The following is a 22,047-nucleotide window of genomic DNA, read 5'->3' on the forward strand; positions in this document are numbered from 1 at the left end:
TATGGATAATATAGCGATAAAAAGTTTTTTAGCTGACTTAGATAGCCGTGGTATTTATGTATATCTGCAAGGGGGCAAGCTAAAACTAAGAACAAAACTAGATACTGTTGCGCAGGATTTATTGGCCCAAATCAAGGCTAACAAAGAACATCTAATCGCTTACATGAGTCAGCATAACCTCAAGCAAGGGTATTTATCGAGCGCTCAGCAACGGATCTGGTTTATTTCGCAGTATGAACAGCCGTCTTACGCTTATAACATGGCAGGCTTGATTAAATTTTCTCGTTCTGTCTCTGTTAGCGATTTAAATTGTGCAATAAACAATTTGCTGTCTCGGCACGATATTTTAAGAAGTAACTTTTTTGATGGCGACAATGGTGCTATTCAAAGGGTCAATGAAGATTACCAGTTCTGCTTAACTGTACGACCAACAAGCGCAGACCCGTCAAAAGCGAGTTTAGTTAAACAGCTGCACAGTGAGTTGAGATATTGCTTTGATTTAGTCAACGAGCTGTTAGTGAGAGGCACTTTTTTTACTGACGACGAACGGGAGCAGGGGCAGTGGTTATATTTGTCTATGCACCATATTGTTGCTGATGGCTGGTCTGTGGGCTTATTTGTTCAAGCCTTGTTAGCACAGTTGAGCGAAAGCCCCACAACCAATGATAAACCTTTGCAATATCAAGATTATGTATATTGGGAGTCACAATTTCGTCAAACTGACGATTACCAGCGCCAGCTTAGCTATTGGCAAGATCAGCTTACGAGTATTGAACTTTTTGAGCTGCCAACTTGCCATGCTCGCTCGGCGAATAAAGATTATAACGGTGATACCACGTATTTCACTGTTGATAATGCCTTGGCACAACGTTTTGAGCAGTGCTGCAAGCAATTGGAAGTCACTCCCTTTTCTGGCTTTTTAAGTGTTTTTTATGCGTTGTTGTATCGTTATAGCCAAAAGCTAGATATCACCTTGGGTGTGCCTGTTTTAAACCGCACTCAAACCGAATTTGAAGATATGATTGGTTGTTTTATCAATACCTTACCAATGCGGGTAAGGTTTGAGCAATCACCTACCTTCGCACAACTTGTGGCTGTCGTTAAGGACACGGTTAAACATGGTTTAGCGAACCAAAATGTTGCGTTAGAAGATATTATCGCAACATTGGACTTACCAAAATCAAGCGCCCACTCGGCATTATTCCAAGTGTTATTTAATTACAATGCGGTGGTCACAGATAAGCTATCCTCGAGTGGGCTATCAGCAGAGCTTATTCCGCTAGACAACCACAGCGCAAAATTCGATGTAACGCTTAATCTGTCACGCACAGAGTCTGGTTTAACTGCAAATATAGATTACTGTTCACAGTTATTTGATAGCGAGTTCATTGCTGCATTGGCATCTGACTATGTTGCACTTATAGAAGCGTTTTGCGCTGATCAACAGCAGAGCATTATCAGTGTATCCTTACCCAGTGTGCACAAGGCTGAGCAGCTTTTAACGCAGCAATCTACACAACCACAATTTGTAAGTGTTGTTGAGCAGATTGTGCGCCAAGCACAAAAACATCCGCAACAGGTTGCATTATATGATGGCGGCGACAAGGTATACAGCTATGCACAGTTAGACTCGCTGAGCGCCCAATTAGCGAATGTTCTTAGAAAAGACAGTCGAGTGACTGATGATAAACCAGTGGCATTGCTCGTCAATCGCTCTGCCGATTGCTTAGTCGCTATGTTAGGAATTATGAGGGCTGGATTAGCCTATTTGCCGATTGAGCAGGGCACACCGATAAATCGTATTTTTGAAGTGTTAAATCAAGCCAGCTGTGCTCATTTAATTACGATTGACTCAAACGCACTGGCCGCTGATGACATTGAAAAACTTGCAGATAAATCAATTTTGCTGCATCCATACCAAACGCTCACAGCGAATGAAACGCTGTTGGAGCCAATTAGTATTGACGTTAAACCCGATGATTGCGCGTATGTGATGTTTACATCTGGCTCAACAGGTACACCAAAAGGCGTGATGGTGCCGCACCGCGCTTTAACCAGCTATATTCAGGGTGTCGCTGAAGTAATTGAGTTTAACTCACAGACTAAATCAGCTGTATTGACAGGGCTTGCCACTGATTTGTGTTTAACAGGGATATATCCTGTGTTAGCCAACGGTGGCAGTGTCGCTTTTATCGGCTCTGAACAATCACAACTTGAGCCGCAATTCATTGTTAACGAGTTAGACAGACAGCAGATTAATTTTGTAAAGATCACGCCGTCTTTTGCGAATGAAATAGTGCCATTGGCGATAAAACAGACACAACCAATTGCAGTCAAGCAATGGGTGTTTGGTGGTGAACCATTGAGTGAACCTTTGGTGTACGCTATTCGAGACTATTGCCCAGAGGCAGATATTTATAATCACTATGGTCCAACAGAAACCTGTATTGGAGTGTGTGCTTATAAACTTGCGCCAAACAGTGAAAGTAACTGGGGAAGCTATAGCATTGGTAAGCCTTTCTCTCATGTGCATGTAAAAGTGTTAGATAAAAACTTGCAAAGCGTCCCAACAGGCACGCCTGGGGAGTTATATATCGGCGGTGAAAGTATTGCCTTGGGCTATATCAATGTACCTGCAACCAGCACTGATGCCTTTGTAACATTACAAGGACATCGTTTTTATCGCACTAAAGACAAGGTGCGATTAAACCACGCAGGGCAACTGGAATATCTTGGCCGCTTGGATAACCAGTATAAAGTAAGAGGTTTTAGAGTTGATTTACAAGATATTGAAGCCAAGCTTAATGCATTAGTACAAGTCAAATCTGCCGTTGTCGTATGCAAATCTCAAGCAGACTCAGCAACCCTTGTCGCGTTTGTTGTTCCTAAGCAAAAAGCACTGAGTAGCGGCCAAATACAACAGCATATAAAAATGGATTTGAAACGCTACTTGCCTGAGCCAATGGTTCCTAGTGTGATTGTTGTTTGTGACAAGTTACCTTTGCTTGCAAACGGTAAAGTTGACCGTAATGCACTTGGCGAACAGCCATTACAGTTGGATAGTGCAAACTTTGTTGCCCCAAACTCTGATGTGGAGCAACTGCTGGCGACTATATTTGAGCAATTAACAGGCCATACCCGAATTGGCATACACGATGATTTTTTTGCTATCGGTGGGCATTCGTTACTGGCTATGAAACTGCTCAATAGAGTAAGAGATAGTTTTGACGTATCGTTATCTTTAAAAACAATTTTTGCTAACCCGACGATTGCGGAGTTAGCTCAGTGCTTGCAACGCTCACAAATCAATAATGCTGGCAGCCAAACTGACAGCCAAAACACAATGAGTAGTGGGTTGACTGAAAGCGTACACTCGGGCACTCATCATCCACTGTCATTTTCACAGCAAAGACTTTGGTTTATTGACCAACTCCAAGGTCATAGCAGCCAATATAATTTGCAAGGGATATTCAAATTACATGGCGAACTAAACCGCAATGCGCTAGAAGCGGCGTTCAATAACATCATTGATAGGCATCGTATATTAAGGTTTAACTATAAGGTTGAACAGGGAGGGGATGCCGTCCAATTCGAAAGTGCACTTGCAACGTTTTCGTTGGTTTTTCATGACCTAATATCTCTTGATGCTGAGCATCAACGCAACCGAATTGCGCAAATCATTGAGTCTGATTATCACCATAGCTTTGACTTAGAACGTGATCTTATGATCCGAGGGCAATTGATTAGGCTGCAAAATACCGAGCATATGCTGATTGTAACTATGCATCATATTGTCTCGGATGGTTGGTCAATTGATATTCTGTGCAAAGAACTAACACAATTTTACAGCCAACGTTTAAGAGCGAACGAGCAGCCATATCAGCTATTGGCAAACAGTTATGTTGATTTTGTTTATTGGCAGCGTAATAAATTTCAAACATCCGACAATACAAGTGACCTGGATTATTGGCGCAGTAAACTTACTGGTATCCCAAAAGTACATGAGTTACCAACAGATAGAGCGCGGCGCAACCAATCACTCGCCGGTGGGGCATTGTATTGTGAGGCACTACCTGCAAGCTTAGAAGGTAAACTGCGCAACTATATAAAAGCGTCTGGTCATACTTTATTTTTAGTATTACAAACCGCATTTTGCGTGTGGTTGAGCCGCTTATCTCAGCAGCAAACCGTTGCATTAGGCACCCCCGTGTCTGGTAGAGAAATCAGTGAGTTTGAGCCACTGATTGGTAACTTTATCAATACGTTGGTGCTATTTAATGAGGTCGACTCAGATAATACCTTCTCGCAAACACTGAGTTCCTGTAAACAGACGCTTAATGAAGCGCTACAAAACCAATCGGTTCCTTTTGATTTACTCGTTGAGCAGTTAAATGTAGAGCGAAACATCGCCATTCATCCACTGATCCAAATTGTCTTTAGAGTTAACAATCAAATTAACGAAGCCTTACAGCTTGAAGGTGTAGAAGTTGAAATTCTCGACACGCCAATTCGCCAAGCTAAGCTCGATTTAGAGGTCAGTGTTATTGATAGCCACGAGCAGATTGTTGTGGAGTGGTTGTACGATGATTCGCTGTGGGATAAGAGCAGTATTGAACGCTTCTTTAACCAGTATTGCCATGTAGTTGAGCAATGTATGGCTTGCTCGGATGCACCATTAGCGCAGCTTGAAGTGTGCTCGAAAGCTGAACAAGAACAACTCTTGACGTATGCGCGCTATGTAGAAATTGACTCTGTGCAAGTAACTAACTGGGCACATAGATTTAGCTTATTAGCACAGCAGCAGCCACGTAATATCGCTGTGCGAAACAATACAACAGTAATCACTTATGCTCAGTTAGAAGCGCTATCAAACCAGTTAGCGCACAGCATACTGGAAATGGAGTTTGCTGTGCAAAGTAGAATTGGTATTTTGCTGCCAAGCAGTGCGCATATGGTGGTTGGTGTTTTAGCTATTTTGAAAACGCAACACGTATATGTGCCGTTACACATTGATATGCCACTCGATGGGCTTGCAACTATTATTGATGATGCCCAAATGACGCTTATCTTAGCACTAAGCGATGACGCACCTAGACTCATCGAATGCGGGACAGACTTTTTACTGCTCGACGATATTTTTGAGCCCCAAGGCAACTTCAGTATATATCCAACAGCTCTTCCTGAAATCCAAAGTACGCACAATGCCTACGAGTTACTGTGCTACATAATCTATACATCTGGTTCGACGGGCAAACCAAAAGGTGTGGCTATTAGTCACAGTAACCTCAACGCGTATTTGCAGCATGCTTGTACGCACTATCTAGACGACAGCAAAGCGCAAAAAGAATCTGTAGTCAGTACGCCGCTGGCGTTTGATGCAACGGTTACCTCGCTCATTCCAATGCTTGTCACAGGTGGCACAGTTAATATTTTATCCGATGATGTTTCGCAGTTATCGGCACTAACAGAGGCATTATTCAATTCGCCTAACAATCTGCTTTTCAAACTAACGCCCGCTCATTTGCAGGCAGTGCAGGCGCTTTCAGAAGGTTTATTCAATTACGATTGCAAACATACGGTCGTGGTGGGTGGTGAAGCGCTTCCAGTTTCGCTTATCAGTGCTTTGAAAAATAGACTCCCGCAAGTGCGCTGGATAAACGAATATGGTCCAACTGAAACGACCGTTGGGTCGAGTGTTTATACGATTGCACCGAGCATGTCACTTACCGACTTAGATACACTGCCAGATATGCCGATTGGGTTGCCTATCGAACAGGTTGGCATGATGGTGGTTGATAAATTTGACCAAGTTGCTGCGATTAATATGCCAGGTGAGCTATTGATCAGTGGCCCTGTGGTGAGTGCGGGCTATATCAATCAAGCGCAATTGAATGAGAACAAGTTTGTCGATATTCGAGTGCCTTTTAAAGAAGGTGTTATAAAGCAACGCTTCTATCGTACCGGTGACATCGTTAAATGGCATTCAAATGATGGTAGTCAGCCCAGTTACTTAAGATACTGTGGACGCAAAGATGATGTGATTAAATTACGAGGCTATCGCATTGATACGGGCTCTATATGTCATCACATACGAGAATTCGACGCGATTGTTGATTGTGCAGTGACAATGGATGTGAAGGGCGCGTTTTTATGCGCTCATTATGTCGTTACGCCGAAATCGTCTTTTGACGTTAAAAAGCTTAAAAAGCACTTAGCGAATAAATTGCCCGCATACATGGTGCCTAGTAAATTTAACCAAGTTGAGTCTTTACCACTGACGCCAAACGGCAAAGTAGACTTAACTGCGTTACATCAGCATTTTGTTGAAGCAGCTACACAACCGACTGCGAAAATAGAGCTGACAACTTTATCCGGGCTGCAAGCTTATTTGCTGCAACTGTATAGTGAAGTGTTGCAAACGTCGAATGTCATGCTCGAAGACAGCTTTTTTGAATTAGGTGGTCATTCGCTATTGGCTATACGCCTCATTAGTCAAATTCGAGAAGACAAAAACTTCAATATCACGTTAGAGCAGCTGTTTAAAACTCCCAGTGTTTTATCGCTTGCTGAGGCTTTGGAGCAATGCCCGCTAATCGATGATAGTAACAAGATTATCCCCGTATCTCGGACTAAACGCCTCCCTCTGTCTTATGCTCAGCATCGCCTGTGGCTAATAGAGCAACTTCAGCAAGGGGCAACGCAATATCATATGCCCGCGAGTTTTGAACTCACAGGGTCGTTAAATATTAATGCCTTTAAACAGGCATTTAACGCCATCATTAGTCGCCATGAAGTACTGAGAACGCACATTTTGCCGGGCAGTAGTGGCGAAGCGCCTGAGCAGCTTGTCAATGAGAGGTTTGATGTGCCATGCATAGTTCATGACTTGTCGACAAGCAGCGAAGAGCAATTCAATCACAACATCGCAAGATTAGAACAAGAGGCGCTTGCTGCGCAGTTCAATTTGAGCACAGATGTATTGCTGCGCGTAATGATTATTACGCTGCCTCAGATGCGTTATCACATTCTCTTTAACATGCATCATATTGCCAGTGATGGTTGGTCAATGGCTATTTTGGTTAAAGAGTTCATTGCATTTTATCGCCACTTTAATAGTGAAACAGGCTATCAATTGCCAGCCGAATTAAGCCAGCCGCTGCCTATCCAATATGCAGATTTTGCCTATTGGCAACGTCAGTCAGCGCACCAAGAGGCGATAGAAAACTCCTTAAGCTATTGGCAAACGCAATTGCAAGGTATTCCAAGTTTGCATCAACTGCCGTTGGATAAATCAAGGCCTTCATTACAGCAATTAGCGGGTGAAACTTATATTCAATGCTTGCCACAAAGTGTCACCAAGGCTATCCACGACCAATGTGCTCAGCAAGGTGTAACCTTGTTTATGTGGTTACACAGCGTATTTTCGTTATTGGTGATGCGCTTTAGTCAAACCTCTGATGTCTTAATTGGTTCACCAGTTGCAGGCAGAGAGCAACCTGAAGTATCTGACTTAATAGGCTTTTTTGTTAATACTTTGGTGATCAGAGCGCAAGCGGATGACGAGCAAAGTTTTGCCGCATTTTTACAGCAGCAAAAAAATGTGATTGTTGATGCATTTAAACATCAGGCAGTCCCTTTTGAGCAGTTAGTTGAGCTGCTTCAGCCTGAGCGTAATTTAGCCCACCAGCCTTTATTCCAAATCTTGTTTGCGCTGCAAAATAACGAGGTGACTGAGTTTGAACTTCCTGATTTGCAAATAACGCAATTACCACCACAAACGCATAACATGAAGTTTGATTTGGAAGTCAATGCGATAGAACGAGACTCAGGTATAGAGCTGCAGTGGAATTTTGCAACATCGCTGTTCAAACGAGCAAGTATCCAAAAAATGGCTGATTCGTTCAGCGTAATGATAGAAGCGTTGCTTGAAACGCCTACTTTAAATATCAAAACGGTGCCTTTGAACACGAAAGAGCAGCAGCGATATCTTGCAAAGCTATTTTCACTAAACCAAAACAGTAGTTTTGAATATCAGTCTTTGGTTGCAAAGCTCAATCAAGTTATTGCTCAATGTGCGGACGATGTGGCTGTGATCGCGCCCAGTGGCGAGCAGTTAAGTTTCTTTGAATTACAGCAAAGGGCATTGCAATTGGCTGCAGTTTTAAAAGCTAACAATGTTGCAAAAGGCGATAGAGTAGCGATTTGTTTACCTGCTTCAAGTGACATGATTGTGGCGATTATCGCCATTTGGTATGCGGGGGCAGCATATGTGCCGGTTGATCCTAAGTTACCTACCGAACGATGTCGTTACATTATCCAAAACGCTCGTGTTAGTTGCATAATTGTGGGTGAACACACTCAGAATCTTGAAATTTGTCAGTATTGCGAAGCCGCAGCGATCGCTGTCGCAAATATGAATGAGCTGGCGCAGCACAACGTAACAAGTGCGCAAAATATTGAGGTGTCGGTAGCACCAGACGATCTTGCCTATATTATCTATACATCTGGTACGACAGGGCAACCAAAGGGCGTGGCGATTAGTCATGCTAATCTGGGTGTGTATTTAACTCATGCTCAAGCTCACTATTTTGCTACGCAGCCAAAGGTATCCGTTTTAAGCACACCAATGGCTTTTGATGCATCGGTTACCAGCATATGGGCTGCATTACTGAGCGGCATTGCTGTTAAGGTACTCGCTGATGACGATACGCTTATTAACACTTTAGCGCACAACGTTTTTGCAGCACCCACCTCAAGGCTGTTTAAACTCACTCCGGCGCACTTACAAGGGCTGTTAAATATGCTACCAGAGCAGCCGGTGTTAACTAACCATGTCATGGTTGTTGGCGGTGAAGCTCTGAGTGTTAAACTGCTAGAGCAGCTTACTCAATATTTGCCAAATTGTTTATGGGTGAATGAATACGGTCCAACAGAGGCGACCGTTGGAACCTGTGTTTACAATACCAATAAAGATGATATCCAAGCGCTGGTTGCAACGGGGGAACATAGCGTTCCTATAGGGCGACCTATTATGAACACGCATATGTTGGTGGTTGATGAACATCAACAGTTAGTTCCGCTTGGGGTGTGTGGTGAGTTATATATTGCCGGACCAAATTTAGCGCACGGTTACTTCGATAATAGCCAGCTCACTGAAGAAAAATTTATACATATGACCTTGCAAGGGCTAGATAACGCCACGCGTTATTATCGTACTGGCGATAAAGTTCGCTGGTTAACTGATGAGCAAGGACATCCCACGCAGCTGCAATTTTATGGCCGCTATGATCATCAAGTTAAACTCAGAGGCTATCGAATTGAATTAGCGGAGGTGGAGTATCACTTAAATCAGGTGCCACAGGTTGAGCAAGCCGTGGTGTTGTTAAATCAACACCAAGATGCACTTGAAGCATTTGTAGTCCTCAAAGAGGATGACAATCATCCAAAAGACAAAGCGAGTTATGTGTTAAATCAAGCACAGCTTGAACCGCTATTGCAACATGCCGCGAGATATTTGCCACATTACATGCAACCGAGCAAGGTGGTTGCGCTAAGCGCTATGCCGCTAACCTTAAACGGAAAAATCGATACCAAAAAGCTGCAATTAATCAGTAATGAAAGTGAACTCATTACACAAAAAGTGCCACCGCGTAACGAGTTAGAAACCACGCTCACAGAGATTTTTGCCGCTTTACTTAATGTTCAAAGTGTTGGTATCACCGATAGCTTTTTTGCACTTGGCGGGCACTCATTGTTGGCCACACAATGCGTATCCATTATCAAAGAGCAGCTCAACATCGACATTCCGGTCAAAGTACTCTTTGAACGGCCAACAATAGCCGCGTTGTCACAGTGGTATGCTATCAATCAAGCTGCTGAAAATATCAATCCTCAAGACAACACCAGTGATACTTCTGAAGAGATGTTTTTATGATGAATGAGCAAACATTACAAATTGAAAACTTAATCGGTGAAGCACTTGCAGCGGGTATCACTTTGTATGAAAAAAATGGCGGATTGGCGTTTAAACAAAGCGGTGATTTTCCTGAAGAATTAAAGGCAAAGGTTGTTGCCCATAAAACCGAGATTATTGAATATTTTATTGCCCAAAAGCTATCTCAGCAAATGAGTCAGGCACAGGCTGGTGAGCAATTAAAGCAATATCAAAGGCCAGCAAAGATCCCTTTGAGTTTTGCGCAGGAAGGGCTTTGGTTTATTGAGCAATTACAAGGCGGCGAGCAATATTATATATCTGCGGTTTTTAAGATGCGCGGATATCTGAATGTTCCTGTATTTGAGCGCGCATTCGAGCAAATAGTAAAGCGACATGAAATATTAAGAACACGTTTTATTGCTGATCAACAAGGTGTACCACAGCAAATTATTTCAGCAGATATATCAGTGCCATTTGTTGCTGTTAATGTTGGCGAAGAGAAAAACTTAGCTGCTGTAGAACACCAACAAAGCAAAGATGAACTAGTTGCTAAGGCTGAACAGTTTATCGAAAAATTTAAAAGAGATCCTTTGGATCTTGAACGAGGGCCACTGTTACGAGTGTTACTGCTGAGCGTTGGCGATGAATATTGGCTGACGTTTAACATGCACCATATTATCTCCGATGGTGCTTCGCTTGAGTGCTTGGTTGGTGAGCTGGAAATACTCTACAGTGGGCTACTTAAAGATAAGTGCTACGAGGTGCAGCCGTTACCCATTCAGTACGCCGATTATGTACTTTGGCAAAGGCAAACTTTAAACGATGCGTATTTAGATAACGCACTTGCGCACTTGCGTAGCAAACTTGTGGATTTGGACCCGATAATATCTCTACCAGCGGATAGACCAAGACCATCGGTACAATCGACCAGCGGGCAGATATATCGACAAACGCTTGATGGTGAACTTGCCAACATGTTGTCAAAGCAAGTCGCACAGCATCAAGTTACCCCATTTATGTGGGTGCTGAGTTGCTTTATGTTGTTTATTGGCCGTATTAGTCAGATTGAGCACGTCGCATTGGGCACGCCTGTGTCTGGGCGTAACCGCCCTGAACTGAACAATTTAATCGGCTTGTTTGCGAATACTATAGTGATCCCAGCAACACTTGACGATGAGCGTAAATTTAGCGATTGGTTGCAAAGCCAAAAACACACCATACTCGAGGCGTTTGAATATCAGTCGGTACCGTTTGATAAACTGGTTGATGCGCTAAAGTGCAAGCGCGATTTAAGTCATCACCCATTGGTGCAGATTTTGTTCACTTTGGAACAAACCAGCGATAGCAGCTTTGCGTTACCTAACTTAACGATTGAAGAGGTTAAACCCAAAAGCAGTCACCAGTGTGCAATTAAGTGTGACTTAGAACTAAATGTACAGTTATCAGAGCAAGGCGTAACATTAAATTGGAAATTTGATGATGCATTATATGAGCTAGACACAATTGTGCATTGGGCAAATAGTTTTGCTGTGTTACTTGAGCATGCATGTGCACATCCTGACACGCCTTGTGCACGCATACCTTTATTAGACGAAAAGCAGGCTTTGAAGATCTTAAAGCAACCACAGTGTACGCAGGTACGGTGGCCATCTGATAGGCACCTTGTTGAGATTTTTGAACGCCAAGTAACGTGTCACCCTGAGCGCATCGCGCTTGTAGATGAAAACCTTACCTTAACTTATCAAGCACTCAATACGCGGGCAAATCAATTGGCTCACTTATTTATTTGCCACGGTGTAAAAGCCGAGCAACTGATCCCTGTGAGTGTGAGCCGCAACGTTGATATGGTTGTAACCCTGCTTGCTATTTTAAAAGCGGGTTGTGCGTACGTGCCAATCGACCCAGATTATCCGGCTGATCGTATTGAGTACATCATCAAGGATGTGGGTGGAGAACTGGCGGTCTGTGATAACACCAGCGCCGCGGTGTTCGACTCTTTTGGTATGCGCGTGATTAATATTAGCGAAGCGGCTATACGTGATACACATGGCGAAAGCGCTAATTTGCAAATGCCAATCAGTGGACAAAATCTAGCCTATATGATTTACACCTCAGGCACCACAGGGCGACCAAAAGGTGTACAGATTGAGCATCGCCATGTAGTGAGGTTGCTTTTTACCGACCCTGGTTTGTTTGATTTTGATGAGCGAGATGTATGGACTTTATTCCATTCATTTTGTTTTGATTTTTCTGTTTGGGAAATGTATGGCGCGTTGTTATTTGGCGGTCGTCTAGTTGTTGTGAGCAAGGAGACGAGTAAAGATAGCGAAGCATTTGCAAAGTTACTTGTTGAGCAAAAAATCACCGTATTAAATCAAACCCCCAGTGCATTTTATGTGCTGCAAGATAATATGCTCAAACTCAACAAAACGCTGCAAGCACAAAACTGCATTCGTTATGTTATTTTTGGCGGTGAAGCGCTACAACCAGCTAAGTTATTACCTTGGGCGCAGCAATTTAATCAGTGCAAATTAATTAATATGTACGGCATTACAGAAACAACAGTACATGTTACGTACAAGCAAATAACACATAAGGACATTGCACAAGGCGCGAGTAACATAGGTAAACCAATACCAACGACATCTTGTTATGTACTTGATAAGTATTTGCAGCCTTTACCCTATGGCGCGATTGGCGAATTGTATGTCGGCGGTGAAGGTGTTTGCCGCGGCTATTGGCAAAAAGAAGGTCTTAATAAGCAACGCTTTATCACTAACCCATTTAGTGACCACTCAAGCAGGCTTTATAAAACCGGCGATCTAGCTCGTTACCTTTGTAGTGGTGAGTTACTGTATGTAGGTCGTATAGATGACCAAGTCAAAGTACGTGGCTATCGTATTGAGCTGGGGGAAATTGAAAACCAACTACGTACTCACCCCTGGCTCACAGAAGTTGTCACCTTGCTTAAGCAAGACGATACGCTGGGCTCTGCAATTTGCGCATTTGTTGTACTAGCACAAGCTGCACAATTTGATGATTTAACCCAGCAGGTACAGCAGTTTTTAAGGCAAACATTGCCCGAGTTTATGCTGCCTACGAATGTCATAGCCGTTGACAGCATGCCGCTGACAAGTAACGGCAAGGTAGACAAAAAGGCGTTACTCGCATTGGCCGTACCAACGACTCAATCAGCTTCTTTCAATGCACCAAATACCGAGTTTGAAAGGAAAATAGCGGATTGCTTTGCACAAATTCTGCAACTAGAAAGTGTTGGCCGTGACGATCACTTTTTTAGGTTGGGGGGCCATTCTTTACTGGCGACCCAAGCGGTAACGCAGTTGCGTGAAAAAGCCAAATTAAATATCACGCTTAAAGACTTGTTCCAACGACCAGACGTGAAGTCGCTAGCGCAAATAGCGCAGCATAACCACAATAATGGCGACCAGGCGAGCGATAACGAGTTGGCTCTCAAAAAACATGAGCGAGGTGGTGTAATACCGTTGTCTTTTGCGCAGCAACGGTTGTGGAGCATAGATCAAATTCAACAGGGCAGTCTTGAATACCATATGAGTGCAGCTTTTGAACTTGTTGGGCAACTCAATATAGACGCGTTTACTCAAGCTTGGCATGCGATAGCACAGCGCCATGAAGTGCTTAGAACATGCTTTGTATGCTCAAAACAAGGGCAACCATATCAGCTGGTTAAGCAATCTTACGACGATCTTGTGAACTATGTTGATGCAAATGCACTGACAATCGAGCAACAACAAAGACTATGGTTAAAAATACTCAGGGATGATAGACAAACGCCATTTAAGCTAAGCCAAGACAATATGCTGCGCGTTACGCTGTTAAAGCTGGGCGTTGATAAATACCGACTGCTGGTTAATATGCATCATATAGCAAGCGATGCGCAGTCTTTAAATATACTAGTAAAAGAATTTACGCAATTTTATCAAAGCTACGCGCATAAGCATGCTTTACCAGAGACACTGCGAACCCCATTGCCAATTCAATACCGAGATTATGCAATTTGGCAACGAGATGTATTAAATGCTGAAAAACTCGATGAGCATGCGCAATTTTGGTTAAGCCACCTTGATGGAGCGCCACCTTTGCACCAGCTTCCGGTTGATAACCCCAGAACTAAGCAATTGGTAACGAAAGCAAAGCTATATCAAATGCAATTTTCAAAGCAACTTGGAGGCGCCATTAGGGCTCATTGTCAGCGTTTAGACGTGACCTTGTTCACTTGGTTGCATACTGCTTTTTCGTTAACGGTAGCACGATTTAGCAATACCAATGATGTCGTTGTGGGCGCACCATTTTCAGGAAGAAATCATACCCAGTTAGAACACATGATTGGCTTTTTTGTAAATACTTTGCCGATCAGAACCGTGATCACCGATGGTATCGGATTTGAAGACTTATTAGTGCAGCAAAAGAGTCTACTTGAAAATATTCATATGCATAAGGAGATGCCTTTTGAACAGATCATCGAAAGGCTGAAACTCAGTCGAGACTTGAGTCATCAAAGCGTGTTCCAACTGACGTTTTCACTTAATCCTCAGATTGAAACTGAACTAAAGTTACCACAAATACACGCAGAGCCAATCGATGAACATGCTTTGAGTGTCAAGTTTGATATTGAACTCAGTTGCCACGAAAACGATGCGCAAATGCAATTTAACTGGGTATATAACAACGCCTTGTTTGACGAGCAAACGATAGCGTCGTTGGCTAACGCCTTTCAGGTGCTGGTAGAGCAGATAGTCGAGCAACCTATGAGCACGGTAAATACTTTGCCGTTGCTTACTAAAGCGCAGTCTCAAGCACAAATAATTCGAGGCCGACATACTGAAGAAGCATACTCTAGAACTGTGCTAGATGAATTTATCGAAACAGCCACGACCGCCAAAGAGCGCACCGCGCTAATTGATTCACAAAAGACCCATCATGTGAGTTACAACTGGTTGCATAAGCGCAGTAATGAATTGGCGCAGTATTTAATTGCCAAAGGGATAACACATGAGCAGCGAGTAGTCGTCAGTATGGCTTTTGGTGCTGATCTAATAGTTGCCATGCTGGGTATTTTAAAAGCAGGTGGCTGCTATGTACCCGTTGACCCAAATTATCCTCAGCAAAGAATTAGTTTTATTAGCGAAGACTGTGACGCTGCGTTTGTGATAACGCACAGTGAGCACATTGATAAATTTAAGGCCAGTAACAATGTAGCGCCTAGTATTATTTGTATTGACGATTATCGTACTGAACAAGATATTATCAATAATGCTCATAACGAGCACTGTTTACCTTCCATAAATGCTCAGCAGCTTGCCTATGTGATCTATACATCAGGGACTACTGGCAATCCTAAAGGCGTAATGATCCCGCATTGTGGCTTGATGAACTTGTGTAACTGGCATAACCGCAGCTTTAATGTGAATGACCACAGTGTGGCAAGCCAAACCGCCAATATCGCCTTTGATGCTGCGGCTTGGGAGATTTGGCCATATCTATGCGCGGGCTCAGCCATTGTCACTGTGCCTAAGCCGGTCTTAAATTCTCCAGATAAACTTGCTGGACTATTTACACGTTACAAGGTAACGCATTGTTTTCTAGCCACACCTATTGCTGAGGTGATGTTGGCAGATGACACTTTCACTCCTCAATATTTGACGTATCTGTTGGTCGGAGGGGACAAACTTAATCGCATCAATGTGTCTTCACTGCCATTTTCGGTCGTGAATAATTATGGCCCAACAGAAGCGTCGGTGGTAAGCACGTCTGGAATTGTAAAATCAGATAACAAAGTGCCAGATATCGGTGAGCCGATAGATAATACCTATCTTTATATTCTTGATAACAATAAGCAGCCAGTGCCTGCAGGAATGGTAGGGGAGCTATACATCGCGGGTTTAGGGTTGGCGCGCGGCTATTTAAACTTAGCAGAGCTTACTCAGTCGCGCTTTGTGATGCTCAATACACCCACAGGGCAACGTGTTAGAGCCTATCAGTCGGGAGACTTAGTGCGTCTGCGTGCAAATGGCAAGATAGCTTACATTTCGCGTTTAGATAATCAAATTAAATTAAGAGGGTATCGCATAGAGCTTGCCGAGATAGAGCAGGTCATTCTCACTTGCCCTGAGCTTGATGAATGCGTGGTACAGCTATGCACTTTAGCCAGTGGCGCAAAACAACTAGTGGCATTTTTGTGCTTTGATGAAACGGTGTTTACTGAAGATAGCGTTGTGCATGCGGTGCAAAATTATGTAGCGGCCAAACTACCAGCATATATGCACCCCAGTCACTATATAGCGCTTGAAACATTACCGTTAACACCTCATGGGAAGGTTGACCATAAAGCTTTAGACGAAATGTTCATGGCGTGCAATGAGCAACCCCATCAAGAGCTACAAACTAGCGATAAGCAGCATCCCCCAGAAACGATAGCCGGTAAGTTGTTAAACTTATATCACAACGTATTGAATACAAAAAATTTAACGCTTGATGATGACTTCTTTGCGTTTGGTGGAGATTCGATATTAAGTATTCAAATAGCCAGTAGAGCGCGAGCCTTAGGGATAGAAATATCCGTGGCTGATGTGTTTAATTACAATACTGTTTCTCGCCTTGCTGAGCATGTTAAGGGCAACCACAGTGAGTCTTCTAGCGTTGATACGGTTCCCTCACATAGCGGGCCAGTTGCACCTTTGCCGATACAAAAGTGGTTTTTTGAACAAGCGTTTGAAAAACCAACGCACTGGAATCAAGCTCTGCTGTTAGCAACTGACAAGCTGTTAGACGTTGCGCATATTCAATCAGCATTGGATAACATCATTGAATTACATGAAGCGCTGCGCTTGGTTGTAAATCATGGCAATGAGCTAGAAGTACAGCCTAGTGTTCACAGTGATGAAATCTTGTTGCAAACAGACCTTCGAGATAGTCATCAGTGGCAGTCAGATTTATTAGAAGTAGCCAATAAAGCTCAACAAAGCTTTGCGTTTACTAGTAAGCCACTACTGAAAGTGTGTTTTTTCAAAACACCACACGATGAGTCCCACAACCGATTGCTTATTGTTGCACATCATTTGATCATAGATGGTGTTTCATGGCGTCTGCTGCTAGAGGATTTTCAGAGCGCTTGTGAGAGCGCGATAGAGGGGCAGCAAATTGTCTTACCAAAACGCACAGCGTCACTTTATCAGGTGAGTCAATATTACTTGGAACTTGCTCAACACAGTGATGTTTTAAACTATTGGCAAGCCCTTGTGGAGCGAGCTGATAGCAAATCTATGTTGCGGTTGCGCAAGCCAAAAAACAATCAGCTACCAAAAGCTGCTAGCTACAAGCATGTTTGCTGTGAACAACTAACCGATGTGTTAGTTCAAGACGCCAATGTTGCCTATAACACATCGGTGCAAGTGCTGCTGCTAAGTGCTCTGCAATGGTGTGCTATGACGCATTATCAAACGCGTTCACAAATCATCATGCTTGAAGGCCATGGTCGAGAAACCCTCAATAAAGCAATTAAAGCTGAGCGTTGTATTGGCTGGTTAACCGCTATGTATCCGTTTCATTTATTTAGTAATGCAGCCTCATTACATGAAGTAATTTGCAGTGTTAAAGAGCAACTGGCGTATGTGACTGGCATTGCCAGTAGCTATGGCGCACTGCGCTATGGACATGATGGTGTGGATACCCGCCAGTCACTGCATATAGATTGCCAAAATAAAATTTTCTTCAATTATTTAGGGCAATTAGATAACGCAATAAACAGTGAGGGATTAATAACGGGTGCATCAGAGGATATTGGTGCTTTGCACAGTGATTGTAATCATCTTTATTATGGCCTGCAGATCACCGCCGCAATCAACAATGGCGCACTCTCACTTAATTTTGATTACGATAAACAAAGGCTAGATAGTACAGATGTAGCAATGCTCGCTAGCCATTTTGAAGAAAGCCTTAAAACGGTACTAACGCACTGTGCAAATACCAAGCTTCATCAATATACGCCCAGCGACTTTAACTTATTGACGGGCGTTTCCAGGCTGCAATTAGAAAAGCTGCTTACACCTTACCGCCAGCAAGTTATCGCTGATATTTACCCAATGAGCATGCTGCAAAAAGGCATGTGGCTGGTAAGTCAGCGCACCGCATCAGTCTCAGATGTGCCGTATTTAGAGCAAGTCTCTATGGTGTTTGACGGAGAGTTTGATATTGAAGCGTTTAGTTACGCTTGGCAATGTCTTGTAAAAACGCACAGTATTTTAAGAACTGCATTTATAAAAGCGACGGATGAACCTTTGCAGGTGGTGATAGAAGATCCGCAACTACCACTGCAAATTGATGACTCAGAACAGTTTTTACTCAGTGGCATGACGGAGCATGAGTATCTTCAAACAATTGCAGAGCTTGAGTACAGTGAAGGAATAGATCTAACCATAGCGCCTTGTATGCGACTTAGGTTGGTTCCGTTATTAGGCAATCGTTATGGGTTTATTTGGACGTATCATCATTTGATAATGGATGGCTGGTCACAACCAACATTATTTGCCAACCTGTTATCCTTTTACGCTGCGCGTTTAAGTGGCCAACCTATTCATATTAAAGACGATAACTTTAAAGACTACATAGCTTATCTGCAAAGGCAAAATAGCTTCGGTGAGCAGGCATTTTGGCAAGAGTATTTGTCAGGTGTTAACGAGCCAACTTTAGTCACAGAGCATATTACGTGTGAAAACACAGCTGATGAGCGTAAAGTGGGTCAAATTGATGTTGTTATTGACGCTCAATTGCGCTCGCAGCTTAATCACTTTGCAAAAGCACAAGGGTTTACACTGAACCATATTCTGCAAGGTGTTTGGGGTTATTGGCTAAGCACATGTTGTAACAGTGATTATGCATTATTTGGTCAAACTATCTCAGGTAGACCTACTGATTTAACAGACGTTGAGCAACGCGTCGGATTATACATAAACACCCAAGCGGTAAAACTCAATGTTGAAGCAGGTGATAGTGTTTTAAGCTATTTAAAGCGTGTTAAACAAAACCATCTGCAGCTTGCAACATATTGCCACAGCGCACTCACACAGGTGCATAACTGGAGCGATATTGACAATGGTACAGAGCTTTTCGATGCGTTATATGTGTTTGAAAATTATCCAACAGCACCGCTTGATAATGCCAACGAAGTACCATTTGAAGTACAAAGCCAACAGTTTGTTGACCATACCCATTATCCACTTACCTTGGTTATTGGCGATTCTGAGCAGTTAACTTTGAGTCTTTGTCATGATTTGAGTCATTTTAGCCGTCATGTTGCACAGCAAAGTTTAGAAACCTTATGCCATTTGTTGGGTTTATTTATTATCCAGCCAGAGGAGCTGTTATGCACGCTACCTTTGTTAACTGATGAGCAGTTGCATCAAACAACACTAGATACTTTTAGTAGCTCAATAGCGAGCACTGAAACAGTCAGCTTTGACGAAACCGAAAGCTTGATTACGCGTTTTGAGCGCATGTTAGCGCTATATCCAAATAAATCAGCGCTGCGGTTTTATCAGGTGGATGACTGTATCGAAATGAGTTATGCGCAACTGAACGAACGCGCTAGTAAGCTTGCCAGTTACATCCACCAGCAGCTTGGTCAAAGCGCTCAACAACCAATTATCGCTATTTGTTTGGACAAAAGTTTTGAATTAATCATATCGGTTATCGCCTGCTTGAAGTTGGGGGCTGCCTACTTAGCTATCTCACCACAGCTACCTCATGCTCGTCGCCATTATATTGCTGAAAATGCTGATATTGCAGCGTTGATAACGACGGCAACAGACTGGCAAGGCGAATTGCCAAACGCGAAGGTGATTGACCTTGACATGCTAGTGTCAGCGACAAATGCGCTCGACGCGCATATCCCAAGTGTAGATAGCAGTAGTGATGCGCTGTGTTACGTTATCTATACCTCAGGTACTACCGGCACACCCAAAGGTGTAATGGTTGAGCAAAAAAGTGTACGCAATTATGTAGCGTTTTTGAGTAAGTGTTACGGCATTACGCACGCAGATAATTATTTACAGTTCGCCAGTTGTAGCTTTGATGTGTTTGCTGAAGAAGTATTTTGCACATTGCTCAATGGTGCAACACTGGTAATGGCAGATACAAATCAATTATTAACAGCCAGAGGACTGGCAAAAGTGTCCAGCGAATGTTCGCTCACCCTAATGAGCTTACCAACGGCTTATTGGCATATGCTAGCAATGGAGCGAGTTGATTTAGGCACTGATTTAAGATTGATCACCATAGGCGGTGAGCAGATGCAAACGGGCGCACTCAATGTTTGGCAGCAACACTATGGTGAATCTATTCGCCTCATCAATGCCTATGGACCAACGGAAGCCACAATATCCGCCACACTTAAAGAAGTGACGCACTTACACAATGAAAGATTGTCGATTGGTCTGCCCATAGCAGGCGCAAGGCTTGCGATATTTGATAGGCATGAACGTGTAATGCCGGATTATATGACAGGCGAGTTATATATTGCAGGTGTTTGTTTAGCCAGAGGGTATTTGGCAGATAAAGAAAAAACAGACAGTGCCTTTATTTACGACAGCACGAGTGACCTAAGATGGTACAAAACTGGTGACAAAGTAAGAATCAATGGCAACCGAGAAGTTGAATATTTAGGTCGCTTAGATGCACAAGTGAAAGTACGCGGCTATCGCATAGAGCTAGCCGAGGTTGAGCGTAATTTATTACTCAACGAGCAAATTGAGCAATGTGCTGTGGTTGTACGACATGATAGTAATGGCGCCAATCAGTTGGTGGCATTTTTGATAAGCAGTACTGCTAACATAGAACTTGCAGATGTGCGTAAAGCGTTGTCTGAGCGATTACCTGATTACATGATCCCGCAACACTTCAAGTTACTTGAGCGCTTACCGCTTACAACCAATGGAAAAGTTGATAAAAAGCAGCTAGTAGACATTGCACAAAACATGCAAAGCAAACAAAGACTCTCTAATAATAAGCAAAAGACACCTCTGCAAAGCGCGCTAGCCACTCGATTAGAGCAGCTGCTTAATTTGCAAAGCATCAACATTGATGACGATATCTTTATGCTAGGCGTTCATTCTTTACTGGCGATGCGATTAATTGGTGAACTCAGTGATGAACTTAATCACGACTTGCCTATCGAGCTCATCTTTAAAAATAGAACGATTGCGACGCTCAGCGCAGCACTAGAAAATCAAATTAGACGCGAGTCAGTCACTTTGCAGGATAAGGCCGTTTTGTGCTTGCAAACAGGTCAGCTCGGTTATACACCAATTGTATTAATTGCAGGCGCTGGTGGACTATTAATGGCGTTTCAAAGCCTAGTACAAGGGCTTGATGAACGCATCCCAGTGTATGGCTTACAGCCAGATAAAATTGTCAATGAAGACAAAACCATTCATTCCGTGACGTTAACTGCGTCGCATTATTTATCGGAGTTAGAAAAAGCCGGAATTGGCAACGCGCATATTGTTGGACATTCATTTGGCAGCTTTATCGCCTACGAAATAGTTAGGTTGGCAACGCAAAAGGATCACAGCGAATTATCCTTAGCTGTGATAGATACGCCATTGCCTATGAATGCATATACGCCAATGAGCGATGAGCAATGTAGTCAACTTATGCTGGACAATTTATTAGAGTTCTTCGTGATACCACTTTCGCAAAGTGAGCGGCAAGATTATAGCGCACTCAAACCCGAGCAAAGATTGCGTTGGATATGCAAAGTTATAAATGCCGCAGGGTATCACTTTTCAATCTCACAACTTAGCAGGTTTGCCAAAGTGTTTGCTGCTCAGCTCAATGCACCCGTAAAGCTTCAGCCTCTAGGCGCAAAATTTCCTATTGTCATTATCAAAGCTGCGCTTACGAGTCACTTTGAAAATGAACTAATTCCGCCGGATATGGGATGGAGCAAGCTATGTGATTTGGTGAACAGCTATGAAGTTGAAGGTAATCATTTGAGCATACTGCAAAAATCACACGTGGGCTCGGTTGTGAAGATTTTAGAAAAGAATTACGTTTTGAATTAACAGTTGTAAAATATT

Annotated in this window: 2 protein-coding genes; both read left to right on the forward strand. The window is 43.1% G+C overall.

Translation table 11 applies throughout. The features are described 5' to 3' along the window. Position 1 precedes the first annotated feature (1 nt). Positions 2–9,934 (forward strand): non-ribosomal peptide synthetase, encoded by a 9,933-nt coding sequence (locus HC733_RS10220; RefSeq protein WP_190364947.1) that lies wholly within the window; start codon positions 2–4, stop codon positions 9,932–9,934. Next, positions 9,931–22,032: a non-ribosomal peptide synthetase gene (locus HC733_RS10225; protein WP_190364948.1), complete on the forward strand. Its 12,102-nt coding sequence runs from the start codon at positions 9,931–9,933 to the stop codon at positions 22,030–22,032. The genes HC733_RS10220 and HC733_RS10225 overlap by 4 nt, the downstream gene beginning before the upstream one ends. The last annotated feature ends 15 nt before the right edge of the window (positions 22,033–22,047 follow it).

The organism is Pseudoalteromonas sp. S16_S37 (genome assembly GCF_014694405.1).
Taxonomy (GTDB): Bacteria; Pseudomonadota; Gammaproteobacteria; order Enterobacterales; family Alteromonadaceae; genus Pseudoalteromonas.